General features: G+C 70.0%; 17 protein-coding genes. 12 read left to right on the plus strand and 5 right to left on the minus strand.

The window, feature by feature from the left end; genetic code table 11:
- Positions 1-344: 344 nt before the first annotated feature.
- Complete coding sequence (locus ACZ6SA_RS03770; protein ID WP_347641566.1) at positions 345-1001, plus strand: JAB domain-containing protein; 657 nt, start codon at positions 345-347, stop codon at positions 999-1001.
- A 535-nt stretch (positions 1002-1536) separates the two neighbouring features.
- Here ACZ6SA_RS03770 and ACZ6SA_RS03775 read toward each other — a convergent pair.
- Positions 1537-2082, minus strand: a complete 546-nt coding sequence (locus tag ACZ6SA_RS03775; RefSeq protein ID WP_465826460.1) for a class I SAM-dependent methyltransferase — start codon at positions 2080-2082, stop codon at positions 1537-1539.
- A 1004-nt stretch (positions 2083-3086) separates the two neighbouring features.
- Here ACZ6SA_RS03775 and ACZ6SA_RS03780 point away from each other — a divergent pair.
- Complete coding sequence (locus ACZ6SA_RS03780) at positions 3087-3602, plus strand: GntR family transcriptional regulator (RefSeq protein ID WP_465826462.1); 516 nt, start codon at positions 3087-3089, stop codon at positions 3600-3602.
- A gap of 37 nt (positions 3603-3639) precedes the next feature.
- Here ACZ6SA_RS03780 and ACZ6SA_RS03785 read toward each other — a convergent pair whose 3' ends face one another.
- From ACZ6SA_RS03785 to ACZ6SA_RS03795, 3 genes are read right to left on the minus strand one after another with little or no spacing between them, the layout of a single operon-like run.
- A complete protein-coding gene (locus ACZ6SA_RS03785) occupies positions 3640-4041 on the minus strand; it encodes an ASCH domain-containing protein (RefSeq protein ID WP_465826464.1) in 402 nt (133 codons plus the stop codon).
- A 9-nt stretch (positions 4042-4050) separates the two neighbouring features.
- Positions 4051-5073, minus strand: a complete 1023-nt coding sequence (locus tag ACZ6SA_RS03790; protein WP_347641562.1) for a hypothetical protein — start codon at positions 5071-5073, stop codon at positions 4051-4053.
- A 44-nt stretch (positions 5074-5117) separates the two neighbouring features.
- Positions 5118-6044 carry a DMT family transporter gene (locus ACZ6SA_RS03795; protein WP_347641561.1) on the minus strand — a complete coding sequence of 309 codons (927 nt, stop codon included), beginning with the start codon at positions 6042-6044 and terminating at the stop codon, positions 5118-5120.
- Between ACZ6SA_RS03795 and ACZ6SA_RS03800 the strand changes: the two genes are divergently transcribed.
- The 10 genes from ACZ6SA_RS03800 (at position 6043) to ACZ6SA_RS03845 (ending at position 18161) form a co-directional block, all read left to right on the plus strand.
- The gene (locus ACZ6SA_RS03800; protein WP_465826466.1) at positions 6043-7452 is read left to right on the plus strand and encodes an aminotransferase-like domain-containing protein; all 1410 of its coding nucleotides are present in this window, start codon (positions 6043-6045) and stop codon (positions 7450-7452) included. The genes ACZ6SA_RS03795 and ACZ6SA_RS03800 overlap by 2 nt on opposite strands.
- Positions 7453-7482: 30 nt before the next feature.
- Entirely contained in the window at positions 7483-7998 is a 516-nt protein-coding gene (locus ACZ6SA_RS03805) for a CGNR zinc finger domain-containing protein (RefSeq protein ID WP_443150192.1), read from the plus strand.
- Between the two features lie 44 nt (positions 7999-8042).
- Positions 8043-8651 (plus strand): GNAT family N-acetyltransferase, encoded by a 609-nt coding sequence (locus ACZ6SA_RS03810; RefSeq protein WP_347641558.1) that lies wholly within the window; start codon positions 8043-8045, stop codon positions 8649-8651.
- Positions 8652-8663: 12 nt separating this feature from the next.
- Entirely contained in the window at positions 8664-9539 is an 876-nt protein-coding gene (locus ACZ6SA_RS03815; protein ID WP_347641557.1) for a 1,4-dihydroxy-2-naphthoate polyprenyltransferase, read from the plus strand.
- 29 nt (positions 9540-9568) lie between these two features.
- On the plus strand, positions 9569-10573 hold the full coding sequence (locus ACZ6SA_RS03820) for an adenosine deaminase (protein ID WP_347641556.1): 1005 nt from the start codon (positions 9569-9571) through the stop codon (positions 10571-10573).
- Positions 10574-10665: 92 nt separating this feature from the next.
- Positions 10666-11901, plus strand: a complete 1236-nt coding sequence (locus ACZ6SA_RS03825) for a KAP family P-loop NTPase fold protein (protein ID WP_465826639.1) — start codon at positions 10666-10668, stop codon at positions 11899-11901.
- Between the two features lies 1 nt (position 11902).
- Complete coding sequence (locus ACZ6SA_RS03830; RefSeq protein WP_347641554.1) at positions 11903-12886, plus strand: hypothetical protein; 984 nt, start codon at positions 11903-11905, stop codon at positions 12884-12886.
- A complete protein-coding gene (locus ACZ6SA_RS03835; RefSeq protein ID WP_465826470.1) occupies positions 12879-15551 on the plus strand; it encodes a hypothetical protein in 2673 nt (890 codons plus the stop codon). Before ACZ6SA_RS03830 ends, ACZ6SA_RS03835 begins: the two co-directional genes overlap by 8 nt.
- A 97-nt stretch (positions 15552-15648) precedes the next feature.
- Positions 15649-16881, plus strand: coding sequence for an FxsB family cyclophane-forming radical SAM/SPASM peptide maturase (locus ACZ6SA_RS03840; RefSeq protein ID WP_465826471.1), 1233 nt, complete (start codon positions 15649-15651; stop codon positions 16879-16881).
- Positions 16878-18161, plus strand: coding sequence for an HEXXH motif domain-containing protein (locus ACZ6SA_RS03845; protein ID WP_465826473.1), 1284 nt, complete (start codon positions 16878-16880; stop codon positions 18159-18161). The genes ACZ6SA_RS03840 and ACZ6SA_RS03845 overlap by 4 nt, the downstream gene beginning before the upstream one ends.
- 12 nt (positions 18162-18173) lie before the next feature.
- Here the strand turns inward: ACZ6SA_RS03845 and fxsT are convergent, their stop codons facing one another.
- Complete coding sequence (fxsT, locus tag ACZ6SA_RS03850) at positions 18174-20690, minus strand: FxSxx-COOH system tetratricopeptide repeat protein (RefSeq protein ID WP_465826474.1); 2517 nt, start codon at positions 20688-20690, stop codon at positions 18174-18176.
- Positions 20691-20793 lie beyond the last annotated feature (103 nt).

The raw sequence follows: 20793 nt of genomic DNA on the forward strand, positions 1-20793 counted from the left end.
AAGCAGGCGTCACCGGCCCTCGGCACCGTTCTGGGTCACCTTTACGACCTCGCCCCGCCGAGCCTCCGGCGGGTCCGACGGTGTGCACGCCGTCAGCCCACAAGCGCGACGCCTTCCCCGCCAGGGTGGCAGAACGTGGCAGGACGTTCTGCGGCTGCTCAAGGACCGCCGGAGAAGCCGCCGACGGCGCTGGTCCGGACGAAGCCGGTGGCAATCCCCTCCCCAACGGCTGCGCACCGTGTTATCTCGATATTTCACCTACGGGGCCACGTCTGGGATGCGCGGCAAACACGCAGGTCAGAGATTGTCGGTACGCGTTGATAGAACGGTCGCGGAGGTTGCCGATGCGAGTCAAGGATCTACCGAAAAGCGACCGGCCCCGCGAGCGGCTCATGGCCAGCGGTGCCGCCGCTCTCGCCGACCGGGAGTTGCTGGCCGTGCTGCTCGGCTCGGGGTTTCGCGGGTCGAGCGCTCTCGATCTGGCCAGCGAGGTGATCCAGCGCTGCGGGGATCTGGAGACGCTCAGCCGATCCGGGCCGCACCGGCTGCTCACCGTGCCCGGCATCGGCCCGGCCAAGGCCGCGCGGGTGAGCGCGGCCTTCCATCTCGTACGGCGGGCGGACGCCTGGCCGGAGCGGGAGCGGATCAACAACACGTCCGACCTGGCACACGCGTGCGCCCCTCTGCTGCGAGATCGTACTCAGGAGCGGCTGGTCCTGGTCGTGTGCGACATCCGTGGCCGGGTGCTCAGGCGCGTTGTGCTCTCCGAGGGCGGGGCCGACCATACGACGGTGCCGATCCGGGAGGTGATCACCGAAGTGCTCACCGCGGGCGGCGCGATGTTCGGCCTGGCACACAACCATCCGGGCGGTTCCCTGGAGCCGAGTGTGGCCGACCTGGAAGCCACCACCCAACTCCTCGCGGCCGCCGAGACCGTCGGGGTGCGCCTCCTCGACCACGTGATCATCGTCGATGAAGCCTGGCGACGTATCCCGACATAAACCCAATCCGCCGCCGACTCTCGCCCAGCCAACAGCAAAAACCATGATCTCCTGCATAGCGACGAACTGCAGTTTTCCAAGGGACGGCCATGAGAACCTAATGCCGCGGGAGGCCGTTATGGACGTCAGTCGGCCATCACCCGCCATGGCGTGGCTCTGTGCCTCCGGAGGGCACGTCGCCACGTCCGTGGTTTCGCGCCGGTCCCGGGCGAAGTCCGATCGTCTACGTCGTGCGATTGGGCAGGCGCGTCGCCGGGGACCGGCGCGGAACACCTTCCGCGCAAGCCCGTTCGATTCGGTGCCTCTCCTTCCAACGCCATGGCTCTGCTCGATCTGGTTGGACGGGCAGCGGGCACGGCAGTCGCAAACCGTCAGCCGGTGGGCGGAGGCTGCTGTGGCCTTGCTTTCCCTTCCGTGGGCGGCCGCTGCTCGACGTTGTACCAACGACGGCGGAGAGACGCGACGGCGCCGGTGCTCCACCAGCTTCCGGCACGTCATCCAGCGGATCGTCCGCCGCCGGCCGGGGCCAGCGTCGCTAGATACCCTCGGAAACCACGGTCACATCCCCACCCCGGAACACCTCCACGAGTGTATGACGGCACCAGTCGCTCGCCCTCTCCACGCTGTCGTCCCCCCGCGCGATCGCGCTGTGCAACTGCTGCACGGCCAGCGGCCGCCATCCGGGCGGCGATGGAAACCGCTGCTCGAACGACTCGAACCACGCCGCCAGCGCGTCGCCTGTCGGCGAGGACCGGCCTTTCGAGAAGTCGTACACGAGGAATAGCCCGTCCGGAGCCAGGACGCGGACCACCCCGGCAAGGGCGGAGGTGAGGTCGGTGTAGTTCAGCGAACCTGCGGCGGCGACGAGGTCGAACGACGCCGCGGCGAACGGCAGCCGCTCCGCTGTGCCGATGACAAATCGAGCGGAGGGCGCGACGGATCGCCGGTGGACAAGCATCGCCGGGACCGGCTCCAAGCCGACGACACGATGGGCCAAAGGCGCGAGCGCCGCAGTGGACACGCCGCATCCGACATCCAGCGCGCGCCCCACGGGACGCTCAAGGTGCACCGACGCGAGCATCCGCTGATGCACCGGAGGTCGGTCGAAGGCATAGCTCGCCGCCAGTGTAGACGCTGGTCATGGATGCTCCGAGATCGGTCCGGCCACGCAAGCGATAACGCCTGGTGAAGCCCAGGCCGACCACGGGGCGGATGCTGGTCGATGGCCGGCAGACGCCACTTGTCCTGGTCTACCTGCGCAAGGGCGACCCCTCACACGGGGCTGGCTTCGGGGTGTCGACCACGGCGTGGCGGTATGTGCAGGAGACAGTGGCGTCGGCGCGTCCGCCCAAGCTGATGGCGGCGTTACCCCAGCAGCGCTGCGCGGCGGGACTCGACCTGAGCGCCGCCCGTATCCGGGCATCCTGCGCCCTCGGAAGGAAGCGGGGATCAGCACTCTCGCGGACCATGCCTGTCAGGGGACGCCTCCTCCCACTACAAGGGCCACGACGAGCTCGTGTCCGAGATGCAGGTCGATCGGTCGAACGCCAGACTCCGCGGGCCCGGTGAACGCGCGACCGCCCAGCTCAAGGGGCGAAGGACTTTCCAGAGGCTACGCTGCAGCCCCAGCAGGCCGGTCATTTTTGCGAGGCCACCGTCGTCACCGGTCGGAGGCTGCTCCGTACCGGGTTGCGGTCCTGAGTTGTCGACGCGAACCAGCTTTTTCGGTAGATCGAACAGAGAGTTCCACACATCGTGCACTCGAGAGTTCGGTCTGGTGGTGAACTCCTCGACCTTGACGTTGACTCCCACTCTGGTGATTTTCCGAATGAAGGACAGGCCGCCCGCCATGCACAATTCGTAAACCACCGGCATGCATTCACACGTGCAGTCCCTGACCCGCACCCGCGATCGCGGGACCTCTGGGTCCCATGTGATGGCTCCGCGTACGTCGGCGCCCGGTCGAACGTGCCGGCCATGCAGGTCTCCCTCTTCCCATCGCATGCCGCTCACTATAACGGTCGACGTATCCATTGGTCTAGTTAACGTATCCATAGGCTCGCAAGACGTCTGTTTTGAGCACGCATGTACGGTATCGTCTATAATCCGAACGTGCTAGATCGCGAAGGGCCCGTGCCCGTCTACAGGCAGGTCGCCGACCTGGTCCGCGATCAGATCGAACGCGGCGAGCTTCAAGCAGGCGATCCGGTGCCGAGCGAGGCCACGCTCGAAAAGGAATATGACATCGCACGGACGACCGCCCGGCGGGTGGCCCGCGAACTGCGCGAGCAAGGCCTGGCGTACACCGTGCAGGGCGAGGGCACGTTCGTCGGCCAGCCTGGTGCGCCACGATCGCCCAAAACGATACCGCTCTATCAAAAAATCGCCGGAGAAGTCGCGGAAAATATCCGGAATGGCGACATCCCGCCGAACAGGGCCATCCCCGGCGAAAAGGTGATGATGCGACAGTACGGCGTCGCCAAAGTCACCGTACGCCAGGCGGTCGCCTATCTCCGAGAGCAGGGATGGGTCTTCACCGTCCCTTATCGGGGCACATATGTGAACAGCCCAGAGAAATGGCCCGTAAATCGGGATTCTTAGTCCGTGAGCGGCCCCGCCAGACCCCCTCCCGCGGCGGCTACGAACGCCGGCCGAGACGGAACCACACGCAGACGATCGTCGTGGCGTCGTCCACCTCATGCCCCACGCCCGCCCAGTAGCGGCGGTGCGTCTGCCGCCAGTCGTCGACCGACTGGTACCCCTCCCCCTCGGCCACCGCGAACTCCCAGGTGACCGAGGCGAACGGCGTCAGATCCACCCGCGTGATCTCGACCTCCCCGGCCCTGCCGCCGGTGTCGTCGACCAGGACCAGGCGCTCTCCGACCCGTTCGACTTCCTCACCCTCGGCTTCGTAGTCGAGGGTGAGCACGCCCGCCGTGGCGATCTTCTTTCCCGACAGGACGAGGTCGGTGAGCAGGGTGCGCACCCTGCCAGGGGTCCCCAGTTCCAGCACCCGGAGCCCGTCCATACGCGGCCACATGGCGCCATGTCAGAAGACCGGGATGATCTCCTCGGGATCGATGAAGTCCACCGGCACCCCTTCCAGGTCGAGCTCGGGAATGGCGGGGAAGGCGATCCCCCAGCGCTCCACGATCGCCCGGACCCTGGCCATGGCCACGCGCCAGTTCTCCGCCTGCTCCTCGTACGACAGGACGCCGAGCCCGGCCTCCCTGGCGTGGTCCATGAGGACGCGGTGGTTGGCCAGGAAGTACGGCGGAAGTTCCCAGAAGCCCTCAGGCGGCTCCCAGAGGATCATGCTGAGGAAGACGAAGCCCGCCCTGAGCTGGCGCGTGATCAGCGACTTGGTGTCCTCGGTGAGCCCGGGCCACTCGTTCTCCAGGATGGTCATGCAAATCTGTAGATGTCGGGATTCGTCCCTGCCGATGCGCTGGAACATCTCGCCGAAGACCGGGTGCTGCGTCCCCGAGGCCATGCCCCTGAAGAGCGTGGAGGCGGCCATCTCGCCCATCATGAAGCTGGTGAACAACACCGGGAGCGAGTATTTGCCCACGGCCGAGTTGTAGCCGTTCCAGTAGCGGCCGCCGTTGTGGTAGAGCCAGCCGATGTTGTTGTGGGCGGCTGATTCGAGGTCGTCGGAGGGCGTCCAGTCGAGCGGTCCGCCCGGCCAGAGCCTGGCGATGGCGCGCTGGCAGCACTCCTCGTGGTTCATCTCGTCACGGGTGATCGAGAAGAAGCACTTCCTGACCGGATCCTCCTCGTGTTTCTCGAACGCCTGGATCGTGGCGCGGGCGAACACCGCCGGCCCCGAGGCGTCGAAGTTCGCCAGGACCGCGAACCAGTACATGATGCCCAGGCGCTGCTCGCGGGTGAAGTCGTCCGGCCGGAGACCGTCCCAGGGCAGGTCGGCCGGGTTCCAGACCATGCGCTTGGACTTCTCGTAGATGGCCGCGAGTTTCTCGGTCTCGACGCGCCATTCCATGGGATAGATGTTGGGCTGCGGGATCTGCGGTGCAGGCCAGAAACCGCCCTCTGGGATCGTGAGGTCCGCCATGTGTGACACCTCCTCCCCCATCCTGCGTGTCGGCGTCACGTCTTTCAAGTACGGGCGCGCTGGGTGACGGCCACGCAGACGAGGACGGCCAGCGCCGCGACGACCGTGACCGGGCCGAACCGTTCGCCCATCAGGAACCACGCCCAGACCAGGGTCAGGAGGGGCTGGGTGAGCTGGGTCTGGCCCGCCCTGGCGATGCCGCCCTTGGCCAGGCCCGCGTACCAGGGGAAGAAGCCCAGGAACATCGAGACCAGAGCCACGTAGGCGAAACCGGCCACCGACTGCGGGGCCGGCGCCATGGGGGTGGTCAGTGCCAGTGCCGCCGTGATGGGGGCCGTCAGTGGCAGGGACAGGACCAGCGCGTGGGAGATGACCTGCCAGCCGGGGGTCCCCCTGGACAGCCGGCCGCCCTCCGTGTAGCCGACCGCCGCCGACAGCAGCGCGCCGACCAGGAGCAGGTCGGGCCAGGTCGGCCTGCCCTGGTGCTGGGTGAGGGTGAAGGCGGTGATGGCGGCGGCGCCGGCCGTACAGGCGGCCCAGAAGAGCGGGCGGGGGCGCTCGCCGGCCGACACGACGGCGCAGGCGGCGGTGGCGGCGGGGAGGAGGCCGGTCACCACCGCGGCGTGAGCCGTGCTCGCGCCCAGGTCCAGGGCCAGGCCGCTGAAGGCGGGGAAGCCGAAGACCACGCCCAGGGAGATCAGGGCGTAGGGGCGCCACTGGTCGCGCGGCGGGAGCAGCGGGCGGCCCGCCGCCTTCAGGCAGACCAGGGCCACCACGCCCGCCACGGCGGCCCGGCCCAGCGCGACCAGCCACGGGTCGAAGCCCCGCAGCGCGAAGACGGTGGCCGGAAAGGAGCCGGAGAACGCCAGGACGCCGAGGAATGCCAGGGCGGTGCCGCGACGTCGCCGGCCGCGGTCGGAGGCGGGGACCGCTACTCCACCGGTGACAGTAGCGCTATTCTCCATTCTCATGGACAACGATAGCAGTATCGCCAAGATCGCCGCGATACTGCGTGGCGAGGCCGCCAGGCTCGGCCCCGGCGCGCGGCTGCCGTCCAGCCGGGAGATCATGCGCAGGCACAACGTCAGCCCCGTCACGGTGTCGCGGGCCATCGGGCAGCTGGCCGCCGAAGGGCGGGTGGTGACGAGACCCGGCAGCGGGGCGTTCGTGGCGCACCCGGCGCCCAGGGGCGAGGACCCGGCGGATTTCTCGTGGCAGACCGTCGCCCTGGGCGACCGGGTGGTCGACGAAGGGCCCGTCGCGGAGCTGCTGGGCGTGGCCGCCGAAGGCGTCGTACCGCTCACCGGCGGCTACCTGCGTCCGGGACTGCGGCCCGACAGGCAGTTGGCGGCCGCCGCGGCGCGGGCCGTGCGGCGGCCCGGCGCCTGGGCCATGCCGCCTCTGCCCGGCCTGCCCGAACTGCGCAGGTGGTTCGCGGCGCAGGCCGGAGGCGACGTGACCGCCGCCGACGCGCTCGTCGTGAGCGGCGGGCAGGCGGCGCTCACGCACGCGTTCCGCGCGCTCGCCGCCCCCGGCACGCCGGTGCTGGTCGAGACACCCACCTACCCGGGCGCGCTGGTGGCGGCCAGGGCCGCGGGGCTGCGGCCCACGGCGGTGCCCACGGACCGCGACGGCGTACGGCCCGACCTGCTGGCCGAGGCGTTCGCCGTCACCGGCGCGCGGGTCTTCCTCTGCCAGCCCACCCTGCACAACCCGACGGGCGCGACCTTGCCGGCCGGCCGCCGGGCGCAGGTGCTGGACGTGGCCAGGGCGGCGGGCGCGTTCGTCATCGAGGACGACTTCGCCCGCTACCTGACCGGCCAGGCGCCCCCGTCGCTGGCGTCCATGGACCGGCACGGCACCGTCGTCCACGTGGGCTCGCTGACGAAGATCCTGTCGCCGAGCCTGCGGGTGGCGGCCGTCATCGCCAGAGGGCCTGCCGCGCACCGGTTGCGGGCCAGCCAGCTCGTCGAATCGTTCTTCGTGGCACGGCCGCTGCAGGAGACGGCGCTGGAGTTCGTGGAGTCGCCCGCGTGGCGACGGCATCTGGCCGCCGTGCACGCGGAGATCGGGGTCCGGCGCGACGCGCTGGCCGCCGCGCTCGCCGCGCGGATGCCGCGGGCCGAGCCGCACCTGCTGCCCGCCGGCGGGATGCACCTGTGGGTGCGGCTGCCGGCCGAGGTCGACGAGAACGCGCTGGTGGAGGCCGCCAGGCGGAACGGCGTTCTGGTGAGCCCCGGCCGGATCTACTACCCGTCCGAGCCGCCGGGTCCGCGGATCCGGGTGACCCACATGGCCGCCGCGCACCTGGCGGAGCTGCACGAAGGGGTACGCCGGCTCGCCCAGGCGCTGGACACGGTCACCGGAGAGCGCGCCTGAAAGTGATCCACGCCCGTTAGAGTGACCGGCATGCCGTGCCCTGCGGAGCTCGTACGCGACTTCGTGAACACCTACGACGTCGAGGCGCAGGCGGACGAGCTGTCCTCCCCCGCCGAACTGGCGCTGTGGCTGCGCGAGCGCGGCCTGTCCGGGCCGCGCGACCGGGCCACCGACGACGACCTCCACACCGCGACCGCCCTGCGCGAGAACCTCAGGGCGGCGCTCAGACGCGAGGCCGCCGAGCTGCCCGCGTTGCCGTTCACGATCAGGGCGAGGCGGGGCGAGCGTCCCGAGCCTGCCGCTGCCGGCGGCGGCGTGCGGGGCGGGCTGGCGGCGATCGCCGTGGCGGCCGTGACCGCGTCCTGGGACCGGCTCAAGGTGTGCGCGGAGGACACCTGCCAGTGGGCGTTCATCGACGCGTCGAAGAACCGATCGCGCTCGTGGTGTTCCATGAGGGTATGCGGTAACCGCACCAAGACCCGGGCTTACCGGGCGAGGAAGAAGGGTTCGCGTCATCTCCAAGGGTCAAACACCGATACGGTGTAAGTCGTGCCTTGTGGCATGAACGGCAGTCGAAGGAGCGGGCCGAGATGGCAGACGTAGGCGTCCGGGCGGCCCGGCGCGAGGATGTGCTCCAGGTTGCGAATACGCAGATCCGCGCCTGGCGCTACGGCTATCGGGATTTCCTCCCCGAGGGCCCACTCGAGCAGATGACCGGCGCGGCTGCGGAGAAGATGTGGTTGCGCCAGTGGGACGAGGCGATCGTCGCCCCGCCCACCCCCATGCATCGGGTGCTGGTGGCCGTGGAGACCATCCTCGACACCGAGGGCTTCCCCGCGCTCGGCAAGGGAGGCAGCGCCGCGCTGACCACTCCCCGCGGCGGCGAGCGCGTGGTGGGGCTGGCCTCCCATGCCCCCGCCGAAGACCCCGACCTCGACCCCAGCGTGGTGGCCGAGATGCTGACGCTGCTGGTCGATCCCGATTTCGTCCGGCGGGGCCACGGCAGCCGCCTGCTCAACGCCACCGTCGACCACCTGCGCGAAGACGGCTTCCAGCAGATCGTCACCTGGGCTTTCGCCGACAACTACGCGGTGCTCGGCTTCCTCGAGTCGGCCGGCTGGGGCGAGGACACCGCCGAACGCGTTCTCGACATGGGCCGCCCGATCAGGATGGTCCGGCTCACCACCGACATCAGCTAGAGGGTCGACGACATGGCAACCTCCGGTCAGTGGATCGCGGGCGCCCGCCCGCGCACGCTCCCCAACGCCGTCGTGCCGGTCATGGTGGGCACCGGCGTGGCCATCGGCGAGGGCGGCTTCGTGTGGTGGCGGGCGATCCTGGCGCTGCTCGTGGCGCTCTCGCTGCAGATCGGCGTCAACTACGCCAACGACTACAGCGACGGCGTCCGCGGCACCGACGACCATCGGGTCGGCCCGATGCGGCTGGTGGGCTCGCGGGCGGCCACGCCGCGGCAGGTGCTGACCGCCGCGCTGGGCAGTTTCGCCGTGGCGGCGGTGCTGGGGCTCGTCCTGGTCATCGTCACGCGGGCGTGGTGGATCCTGCTGGTGGGGGCGGCGTGCATCGCGGCCGGCTGGTTCTACACCGGGGGCAAGCGCCCGTACGGCTACCGTGGGCTGGGCGAGGTCGCCGTGTTCGTGTTCTTCGGGGTGGTGCCCGTGGTCGGCACGGCCTTCGTGCAGACCGGGTCGCTCAGCTGGGCGGCGCTCGTCGCGTCGGTCCCCGTGGGGCTGCTGTCGTGCTCGATGCTCGTGGTCAACAACCTGCGCGACGTCGGCACGGACGGCCAGGCGGGTAAGCGCACGCTCGCCGTGCTGCTGGGCGCCGAGCGCACCCGCGCACTCTACGTCGCCTGCCAGGTGGTGCCGTTCCTGGTGGCGCTGGCCATGATCCCGATCACACCGTGGGCCGCGCTCGCACTGCTCGCCGCGCCGCTGGCGGTCTCGCCGATCAGAGCGGTGCTGGGCAAGGCGGTCGGTCCCGCGCTGATCGCGGTGCTGCAGCAGACGGGGAAACTGCAGATGGCGTACGGGCTGCTCTTCGCAGTGGGGCTGGCGTTCGTCTTCTGAGGTGGCCGGGCATCTTCTAGGGTGGACAGGTGAAGGACTTCATCGCCGGCCTGCCCAAGTGCGAGCTCCACCTGCACATCGAGGGCACCCTCGAGCCCGAGCTCAAGTTCGAGCTGGCCAGGCGCAACGGCCTGCGGCTGCCCTACGCGGGCGTCGAGCAGATGCGGGCCGCCTACACCTTCGACAGCCTGCCGTCCTTCCTGCGGATCTACTACGAGGGCATGCGGGTGCTGCGCACCGAGCCCGACTTCTACGACCTGGCCATGGCCTACCTCCGCAAGGCCGCCGAGCAGAACGTCCGCTACGCCGAGATCTTCTTCGACCCGCAGGCCCACACCTCGCGCGGGGTGCCGTTCGACGTGGTGATCCGAGGGCTGCGGCGGGCGCTGATGGACGCGGAGGCGCGGCTCGGGGTGCGGGCGCAGCTCATCATGTGCTTCCTGCGCGACTTCCAGGCCGAATACGCGATGGCCACGCTGCTGGAGTCGTTGCCGTACAAGGAGTGGATCGCCGGCGTCGGGCTCGACTCCGACGAGCGGGGCAACCCGCCGGTCAAGTTCGCGGCGGTCTATGAGCGGGCCCGGCAGGAGGGTTATCTCCTGACGATGCACTGCGACGTCGACCAGGACGACGCGGTCGAGCACATCCGCCAGGCGGTCGAGGACATCGGCGTCAACCGGATCGACCACGGCGTCAACATCCTGGAGGACCAGCGGCTGGTGGAGGTGGTCCTGGAGCGCGGCATGGGGCTGACCTGCTGCCCGATCTCCAACGGCTACGTCACCGACTCGATGAAGGCCGAGGGCATCCGCACGCTGATGGATCTGGGCGTGCGGGTGACGATCAACTCCGACGACCCTGCCTATTTCGGGGCCTACGTGGGGGAGAACCTGGAGGCCCTGCAGGGCGCGCTCCAGCTCACCAGGGACGAGCTGGCCCGGCTCGAACGCGACGCTTTCGAGATCGCCTGGCTGCCGCGGCACGTCAAGGACGCCTATCTCGCCGAGGTGGACGCCTACCTCGCACGGGGTTGACGTGTCCAGCGTTATCACAGTTAGATAACCACGGGCATTCGGCGAAATAAAAGAGGCATGCTCTTGCTGGAGGGACGATGCCCGATTTCGCGATGCTCTCGGACGCGCCGGTGGATTGGCGAGGAGATCTGCTCCAGTTTCGGCGCTACGTTAATCCGCTCGTTTCGGTCATCACCCATCCCCGCACGCAGACGCCTCTGACCATCGGCGTTTTCGGCGCGTGGGGAAGCGGGAAGTCCACCCTGCTCCACATGGTCGACGAGCGGCTGCTCGATCAGCACGGCGACGCTTTCGTCCGGGTGCATTTCAACCCGTGGGTGCACCGCCGAGAGCCCGAGATGTTACTTCCGCTGCTGAACGCCCTGCACGACACGCTCAACGCCGACCCCGGCCGCCGTTTCGCCGGCACCGTACGGCGGCTCGGCGCGATCATGCTGAACCTCGCCGCCGACGAGGTGTTGAAGAGAGTCAACCTGGGCTCCGTGAGCGTGGAGAAGATCGGCAGGCTGGCCCAGCAGTACGCCGAGCTCCGCGGCCAGGTCGACAGCCAGACCGGCCGGCTGCGCGGGCTGCTGCAGCAGGAGGCCGACCGCCTGGCCGCCACGGGCAGGAAGATCATCTTTTTCGTGGACGACCTCGACAGGTGCGAGCCCGACCAGATCATCGACGTGCTCGAATCGATCAAGTTGTTCCTCGACCTCAGGAACGTCTTCGTGGTGATCGCGCTCGCCAAGGACGTGGTCGACCGCGGGGTGTCGGTGAAATATCAGCCGTTCGGCTTCTCCGACCACGCCACCATCGCCGACGACTACCTCGACAAGATGATCCAGCTCCCGCTGCACCTCTACCCGCTCGGCCCGGCGGAGGTGGGGGCCTTCATCCGCGATTCGCTCCCCGGCGAGATGGCCGCCAGGCATGTGGAGACACTGGAACGGATCGTCGCCCCGAACCCGCGCAAGATCAAGCGGGTGCTCAACCTGCTGCGCGTGACCGAGGCCGTCATCGACAACACCCCCGGCCTCGCCGGCCTGCACACCGACCTGGTGGTGCGGCTGGTGGTGCTGCGGGTGCAGAGCCCGGAGCTGTTCGCGGACGTGGTGCGACAGCCGGCCCTGCTGGTCGCGCTCGAACTCGCCTACCAGGACAAACTGGTCACCGACGTGCTCCAGGGCTTCCAGGCGCGCTTCGGCGCCCAGGCCGACGAGCTGCAGCGCCTCACCCAGGCCCACCACGACACGAACGCCCTCCTGGCGCCGTTGTTCGCCGGCTCCGCGTTCGAGGCGTCCTCCGGCGAGCTGCCCGCCTACCTGACCATGATCGGCGGATGAGATGCCCCCCGCCACCGCCCGTTACGAGCTCTACGGCCTGCGGTCCGGCAACCCGTACACCTGCCGGCCGCTGAACGCCGTCGCCGACGACGCCGACCGCGCACGCCTGCTGGAGCTGGCCGGCTTCGTGCGGCTCGCGGCGATCAAGGAGGCCGTCGAGACGGCCGTCAGCGGGAATCGCCCGGTGTTCTTCCTCATCAACGGCGTGAGCAAGAGCGGCAGGACGTCCCTGGCCAACCACGTGATGAGCCTCTACAGGGACGCCGCCGGGCTCGGCGAGAGCTTCGCCACCCACTGCGCGGAGCCCGAGGAGATGACCCAGGACCCCTATCCGGTGATGTGCTCGACGCTGCTCTCCCTGCGCAACAAGATGAACGAGCAGGCGATCGCCATCCCCGAGGTGCTGCGCGAGCGCTTCACCGAGCTGGGCAGGCGGGCGCACACCGACCAGATGAACGCGTACGACCTGCAGGAGATCGCCGGGCTCACGGGCTCGACCTACGCCGCGGCCAAGGGAGGCTTCGGCATCAGGTACGAGAGCGTCCCGACGAAGAAGCTGATCACCCTGGCCACCCAGGTGTTCGCGAACACCCGTACCGTCGTCGTGTTCACGGTCGACGACTACGACCACGCCAACACCTTCCGGCTGACCAGGGCGGAACGCGAGCGGCTGGCGCCCCGCGTGCGCGTCGTGGACCTGGCCGCCCTGACCGGGGAGCAGGTGGCCCACCTGGCGCGCGACCGCTGGACGGGCCGGCCGCCCTCCCCCTTCCACGAGGAAGGCGTGAAGAGCGCCTTCAGCGGGCGCCCGTACACCGTCGGCCGGGCCATGCAACATCTGGAGCTGCTGCTGGAGTTCCGGCTGCGCGAGTACGACAAGGACGACCCCTGGCCCACGGACGACCTGCACATGCCCGAGAGCTGGCTGGTGAACCGCATGTACCAGCGCGAGAGATGGAACGGGCTTGGAGGCATCGATGGCTGACTACCCCGCGCGCAACCCCTTCCCCGCCCGTGGCACGTCCAGCGCCGAGGAGACGTCCCTGCCGGGCTTCCTGAGCGACTGGGCGCGCACCACGCCCACCGCGCTCCTGCCGGGCGTGCGCGACGTCGTGCGCCAGGCCCGGGCCTACCTGGCGGCGTTCGACGGCGACGGCGGCCTGTCCTGCCTGTACGGCGCCCACGGGATCGGCAAGACGCACGCCGCGCGGTCCATGATGGCGGTCGTCAACGAGGAGTCTCCCGACGCCGTTCAGCTCTACCTGAGATTCCAGGACGACGACTTCGTCGCCGCGTACCGGCGTATGGTCTCCCAGCTTCCGCTGAGCCTGCTGGCGGAGCTGAGCCTGAGCTACCTCGACACGCTCGCGGACGACCTGTCCGGGCGCGCGGTGGGGCCGGCCGCCGGGGAGCCGCGGCAGCCCGGCCCGTTCGGTCCAGATCCGGTGGAGTCCGGTGAGGTGCTGGAGGAGCAGGCCAAGGAGATCGCCGCGGTGGCCGGCGACTGGCCGCAGTTCCAGCGGGCGCTGTCGTACCTGACGCGGCCCGGGTTCGCCGAGGACGCCTATGACTGGTTGTGCGGGCGGCCGATCAGCCCGGAGTCCTCCAGGGCGCTCGGGGTCAGCGCCCAGATCGACGATCCCCTCACCTGCCGTTACGGCCTGCAACTGCTGACCAGGCTGGTGACCAGGGGCGGGCGGCCGTTCGTGATGGTGCTCGACCAGTGCGAGAAGTTCCTGCTCGACGACGGCGACCCGGTGCCGGGGAACATCGGGATCCTGCACGGTCTGGTCGAGGCCGTCCCCCGGGCCCGCGGGATGCTCGTCCTCGTGGCGAGCGGGGCGGGCTGGGAGTGCCTGCCGCAGGATCTCCGCCAGCGGCTGGGCGCCGGCGCCTGCCACATGCTGCCGCTCACTCCCGGCGAGGCGACGCTGGTGCTGGCCACGTACATCAACGCCGCCCGGCAGTCGGACGGTGACGACATCTGGCCGTTCACCGAGGCGGGCGTGCTGGAGTTGCTGCGGCACAGCGGCGGCAACCTCCGCCTGCTGCTCCAGCTGGCCTGGGCCGGCTTCGACGCCGCGGCTCCCGGGGGGCTCATCGACGCCGGGCTGGTCGCGGCCGCCGCCGCCCGGCACGGGCGCGCGCCCGGTTTCGCCGCCCTGGTGACGCTTGTCGAGGGGGAGCTGCGCGCCTGCGGGATCGCCGCCGAGCGGGTCGAGGAGAACGGCACCGTGACGTCGTTCGAGCTGCCCGGCGGGTCCGCGCCGAGAGCAGTGATCAGGTTGTCCGAGGCCGTGTTCTTCGACGACGAGGCGGCCATCGCCGACGAGCTGCTCACCAGGCGCTCCGGCGCTCCGGCGGCGTTCACCGCGCTCCTGGTCTCGGGGTACGTCAGCCCCACCGTGCTCACCGTACTGCGCGAGGCGATGCACGTGGTCCTGGTCGCCGACGGCTCCCCCGGCTTCGTGCGCGCGCTCGACGAGCTCGTCAAGCGGCTCGCCGCCATCCCGGCCGGCTCCGGCGAGCCGCTCCCGCGGGACGAGGCTCTGCGGGAGTTGCGGACGCGGATGGACGAGCTGGTCGCGGCGCGCCAGGGCGAGGTGCTGGCACTGCAGCGCAGGCTCGACGAGGTGGCCGAGCGGCTGGAGCGCGAGCGGCAGCGGCGCCCCGACTGGCCGGCCCGCCGGGCGGAGCTGGTGGAACGCATCACCGAGGCCAGGGACGCGCGGGCCGCGGCCGACTGGCTGGAGTTCAGCAGGGCCGCCACGGCCGCCGTGCGCGGGCGGACGAGACTGCTCTCCCTGCTGGCCCTGGCCGTCGTCGCGGCGGCCGCCCTGTTCGCCGCGGCGCCCGCGGCCGGCGTGCTCCCCTTGCGGTGGGCGCTGATCGCCGGCGGCGTCGCCGCGCTCGTCGCCGCGGCCCTGCTCTGGAGGTCGCCGGCGGCGTCGAACGTCCGTCACGCGGTGGCGGGCGCGGAGTCCAGGCGCGACCTCGACCGCCTGGCCCGCGAGGCGGGCACGCGCGCCGCAGACCCGGTCGGACGTTACGCCCACGCGCTCCGCGAGGACCCCGACGACGGTTATCAGCGGCTGGTGGAGGCCATGCTGGCCGAACCGCTCGCGATCGTCAGGCAGGCCATCGGGCGCCGGCTGGCCGTTTCTGAGCGCTCGCCCACCCAGTGCGTGCCGGACGTGCTGCGTGGGCTGCGCGAAGGGTGTCCGGAGATGCTGCTCCTTCTGGCACGCAGGCAGCGGCACGCCGAGTCGGAGCTGTTGCCGCGCGTTCTCCGCGATCTGCCTCCCGAACTGCGCGTCCTCGTGGCTCTGGCCAATGCGGGCACGCCGACGCCCGCCGACAGCACGATGCCCTGGCAGCCGGCCGAGCTCGCGCTCGAGGCGCTCGGCGTACGCGGGCTGCTGCACCCGCTCGCCCTGGCCTTCCGCGACGGCGACGCGCGGACCATGCCGATCGAGATCCCGCCGAGCGCCCTCAGGGCCACCGCCCACCTGCTGTCGCCGCTGGAGCCCGGCGGACTCGGCATGTACGACTGGCTGCCGCTCATCGCGGAAATCGATGAGCTCTTCCTGTTTTTTGAGGAGTTGCTCTATTACCAAGAAGAAAAGCGCTTAAATCGCCATAAATCTTGACGCGCCGTCCAAGTCATGAGACATAAGGACCGGGGTCCAACGCAGCACTCCGCCATGAGCCACGGCCAGTTGGGGCGCGAGAGCGAAGAGGTATCCGTTGTCAGGAAACCCTGCATCGAGACCGCTGCTCACCCTGGGGTTCCCGGAATTCCTCGACGTCGAGGCACTGCTGGCGACCGGGTGGAAACCGCTCGCCTTTCAGCAGTTCATCGTGAAAATCCATAGCCGCTGCGACCTGTCCTGCCGCCACTGCTACGTGTACGAGATGGCCGACCAGAGCTGGCGCGACCAGCCGCGCAGGATGTCCGACGCCATCGCCGACCGTACGGTCGAACGGATCGCCGAGCACGCCACCCGCCACGACCTGCCGGAGATCGACGTCATCCTGCACGGCGGCGAACCGCTGCTCGCCGGCCCCGCGCTCATCACCCGGCTGGTCGAGGGCGTGCGCGGCGCGGTCGACACGGGCACCAGGGTCAACGTCAGCGTCCAGACCAACGGGGTGCGGCTCGACGAGCCGTACCTGCGGCTGTTCGAGTCGCTGGAGGTGCGTGTCGGGGTGAGCCTGGACGGCGACGCCGAGGGACAGGACCGCCACCGCCGCTTCGCCGACGGCCGCGGCAGCCATGCCCAGGTCAGCGAGTCGTTGTGGCGGCTGACCGCCGGGCCCTACCACCATCTGTTCAGCGGCATCCTGTGCACGATCGACGTGCGCAACGATCCGTTGCGCACGTACGAGGCGCTGCTGGAGTACGACCCGCCGGCCATCGACTTCCTGCTGCCGCACGGCAACTGGGCCGCGCCGCCGCCCTTCCGCGAGCCCGGCTCGCCGGCCACGCCGTACGCCGACTGGCTGATCCCCGTCTTCGACCGCTGGTACGAGAGCCCGGTCCTGCACACCGAGGTCCGGCTCTTCCGGGAGATCATGCGCCTGGTCATGGGCGGCTCCTCCCGGGCGGAACGGGTCGGGCTGTCGCCCGTCCGCATGGTCGTGATCGAGACCAACGGCGGCATCGAGCAGTCCGACATCCTGAAGAGCGCCTATCACGGCGCGACCGAGACCCGGCTCCACGTGCTCAGCGACTCTCTCGACAGGGCGTTACGGCACCCCGCGATCGTCGCCAGGCAGATCGGCGAGCAGGCGCTCTCCGCCACGTGCCACCGTTGTGATCTCATGTCCGTCTGCGGGGGCGGCCACTACGCCCACCGCTACCACCCGGTCACCGGCTTCGCCGAGCCGTCCGTCTACTGTCCCGACCTGTACCGGCTGATCGCGCACATCGCGACGCGCTGCGAGCGTGATGTGGCCCGGCTCCGGGGAGCCGGATGAGCGCCGTCCACCACGTGTCCGGCGCAGCGTTCGCCGCGCTGGCCGCGGGTGAGGGAGGCGCGCGGGCCGTGGGCGAGCTGTGCGCCGCCCAGGCGAGCAAACACCGGCTCCTCGTACGCCTGCTCGTGGCAGAGGCACGCCAGGCGGGACACCCGCACGCGGCCCTCGTGTCGCGCGCCTACGAGACCCTGTCCGGGGTGGAGACCTCCTTCCCTGAGGAGGTGGGCCGCTGCCTGCGCCACCCGGCGGTGGGCGCCTGGGCGCTGCACACCTGCCGGGAGTCGCCCGCCGGCGGCGGCGACCCTGGGCGGCTCGCGGCGGTCGCGCTGGCCGCGGCGATCCGCACCCGCAGCGCCTGCAGCCTGGAGGTGCCGGTGCGCGGCGGCGAGCTCATGCTGCCCTCGCTCGGGCTGCTGGCCCTGCCCGGCGACCTGCCCGAGGTGGTCCAGGCGACCGTCGAACCCGCGCAGGACGGGGCGGAGCTGCACGTCGGCGGTCACGCGTACCGGGTGAGCCTGTCGGACGACGGGCCAGGCTGGCAGCTCCTGCATCACGTCCGCGTCTCACCGGACGTGCGCATGACCATCGACGACCTCGACACCTACCGCTGGCCGGACGACGACGTCGGCGACCGCCTGACCGGCCAGCGGCGGCAACGATGGGCGGCCGCCCTGCGCGAGGCCTGGCAGGTGCTGCTGACCCGCCACCCGGAGGTGGCGGGGGAGCTCGCGACGGCGGTCTCGGTGCTCACGCCCGTCGTCAGCACGTCGCTCGAACAGCACAGCGCCTCCGCGCGGGACACGTTCGGCACGATCGCGCTGTCCGACCCGATCGACGGGATGGGCATGGCCCTCACCCTGACGCACGAGCTCCAGCACGCCAAGCTGAACGCCCTGAGCGAGGTGGTGGAGCTGGTCGCCCCCGACGACGGCCGCCGCTTCTACGCGCCGTGGCGTCCCGACCCGCGCCCGGCCTTCGGACTGCTGCACGGCGCGTACGCGCACGCGGGCGTCGCGAGATTCTGGCGGCGGCACACCGGCGACCCGGAGCACGCCCAGCGGGCGCAGGTGGAGTTCGCCCGCTGGCGCGAGGCCGCGTACCAGGTCACCGGCACCCTGCTCGGCAGCGGCGCGCTGACGGAGGCCGGCACCCACCTGGTCGCCACGCTGCGCGACACGCTCGCCCGCTGGCTGGCCGAGCCGGTCACGCCGGCCGCGGCCGTCCAGGCCCGGCTGCGGTCCGACGAGCACAGAGCGGCCTGGGCCGACACCCCCACGTGACCCGGGCGGGCATCAGATGGGCGGCGGGTCGAAGTCGCAGTTGAGCCGCTCGCCTGCGAGAACGGCGAGAGTCTCCGGGTGGTCACGCCCCATGACCGCGCCCAGCCGCTGCATGGTCTCCGTCAGCAGCCGCTCCGACTCTCCCTTCATCCCCGTCGCCTGCAGGTCCTGGGCCAGGTTGGCGGCGCAGACCAGGCTGAGGTAGTGGTCCGGGTTGAAGCGAGCCTGGATCAGCCGGTGGTTCTCCTCGCCCAGCAGGCGGGCCTGCTCGTGCAGCCCCAGCGCGGCCAGATCGTTCTGCAGGTTGATGGCGCACGTCACGGAATAGTCGTGATCCCGGCCGATCCGCTCGGAGAGAGCGGCCAAGGCCCGTTCGTCGAGCTCCCGCGCCGCGGCGGCCTCCCCGTCCAGGCGCATGAGCAGCGCCAGATTGACCTGGGCCGCATGGGTGAACGGGTGATCGTCCCCGAACACCCCCGGGTAGTACGGAAGCGCGCGCTGCGCCATCTCCCTCGCCTCTCCGAGCTCACCGGCCGCCCGCAGCGCGTTGGACAGGGCGATGGCCGCCGCCATCGTGTCGGCGTTGCCGTCTCCGTACAGCCGGACCAGGCGCGTGTGGGTGTCGCGCATCAGTTCCAGGGCCTCGGTCAGCCGCCCGCTCCTGCGCAGCGAGATGGCGAAGTCCTTCGCCGCCCGCAGGGTGATGGGATGGTCGTCTCCCAGATGCGACACCCCGTACGTGTACGCTTCCTCGGCCATGTCGGTCGCGATCTGGAACTTGCCGCTGAGCCGCACGGCCCGGCTCAGATTGGTCCACGTCAGGAGCAGAACGCGCCGGCCGACACCCTCCGTGACGCTTCTGTGGAGGTAGACCTCCTGGAAGATCTGCTGCGCCTCGGCGTAGTCGCTGGTGAGGGCGAAGTCGAGAGCGAGGTTGTTGCGAGCTCGGAGGGTGTTGTTGTCGGTCTCGCCGTGCACCCCCCGGTAGCCCTCGTAGACCTCCCCGTCGAGCTCCCTGGCGCGAAGGAAGTTGCCGCGGCCACGCAGCGCCCCGGCGTAGCTGTTCATGCCCCACAACGTTTCCGGGTGCTCGGGACCGAGAGCGTCGATCATCTGGTCGACGGTCTCCTCCATGAGCCGGTCAGCGCTGCCGTACATGGTCAGGGCCAGCTGAACGAGACCGAGGTGAATGCGGGCCACCAGCACGTCGGAGTGCCGTTCGCCGCTCGCCTCCGCCCATCGCTTGATGTACTGGTTCAGCAGCGCCTGCGCCTGCCGGTAACTGCCGCGCACGTACAGGTACCGTACGAGGTTCAGGGCGAACCTGCGCGAGACCGGCGCACTGCAGTCGATCAGGCCCGACGGCTCCAGGTGGGCGGCGAGCTCGTCGAACTGGGCCCACTTGGCCGTGTCGTCGGGGTCGCTGGGCGCGCTGCCCGCCAGGAGAAGGTGCACTTCGTGGCGGAGCTCCGTGCGGTCCTTCTCACTGGTCTCGTCGCGTAGCAGCGCCTGGTTGAGCCGGTGCACCTGGAGCGTGCGCGCGGACGGCTCGACCTTGACCAGCGCCAGGCGTTCCAGGTTGCTCAGGGCGTTGGTCAGTTCGATCGGGTCGGACAGGATGGGCATGAGACGAGGGCCGACCGCTCGGTTGCCGCGGCGGAAGACGTCCCTCGGGATGGGCTCGGGGCCGAAGAACGCGCAACAGCGCAGCACCTCGACCGCGGCGGGCACTCGATCTTCCAGCTGGGCGACGGAAAGTTGCCACGCGGCGGTCATGGACTGCGGATAGGTCGGAGCCTTCTCCAGGCTGAGCAGCCGGCCGGTCTGCTCGTCCAGCAGCGAGACGTATTCCTCGACCGACATCAAGGTCCTGGCCAGCAGGGCGCTGGCCTGCTCCAGCGCGAGCGGCAGGTCCCCGAGCTTGTCGGCCAGGAGGTCCGCCTCCGGCTGAGCGATGGCATCGCCGAGACGCCTCGCGAGGAAGGCGATGCTCTCCTCGCGCCTGAAGACGTCGACCTCGATGGTGGGCTCATGGTCACTCCACCGTGAGTTCCGCGACGTGATGAGGACGTGCCCGGGGCCCCGGGGAATGAAGTCCTTGATGTATTCCGGCTCTTCGGCGTTGTCGAAGATCAGGAGCCAACGCCTGTAAGGCGCCCCGCTCTCCAGCGTGCGTAGCACGGACTGCGTGGCCTGCTCCACCCCGGTGCTGGTCGCCGACGGCAGTCCCAGGGCCTGGGCCATCCCCGCCAGCACCGACGGAACGAGCAACGGCTGGTCGGCGGAGACCCACCAGACCAGGTCGTAGTGGTCGCGATATTGCCACGCGTACTCGATCGCCAGCTGGGTCTTGCCGACGCCTCCGAGACCCTGCAGTGCCTGGGGCTGGGCCACGACCGCGGTCACGGTGTTGATGCTCTTCCTGAGGGCCGTCAGCAGGTCGGCGCGGCCGGTGAAGTTGGGATTGCGCTTCGGGACTCTTTCCCAGATCTTCTGTGCAGGCGCCATGGGCTGCGAATGCTCTGCCATGTCGATCCTCCGCTTCACGCCCGAAGAGCCGGTAACCGTAGGCTCATCCTAGAGGTTGATAAGTGGAGTCGCTTATCACAGAATCATAATAAGGAACTTGTCT

It is taken from the genome of Nonomuraea sp. NPDC049378 (assembly GCF_055586745.1).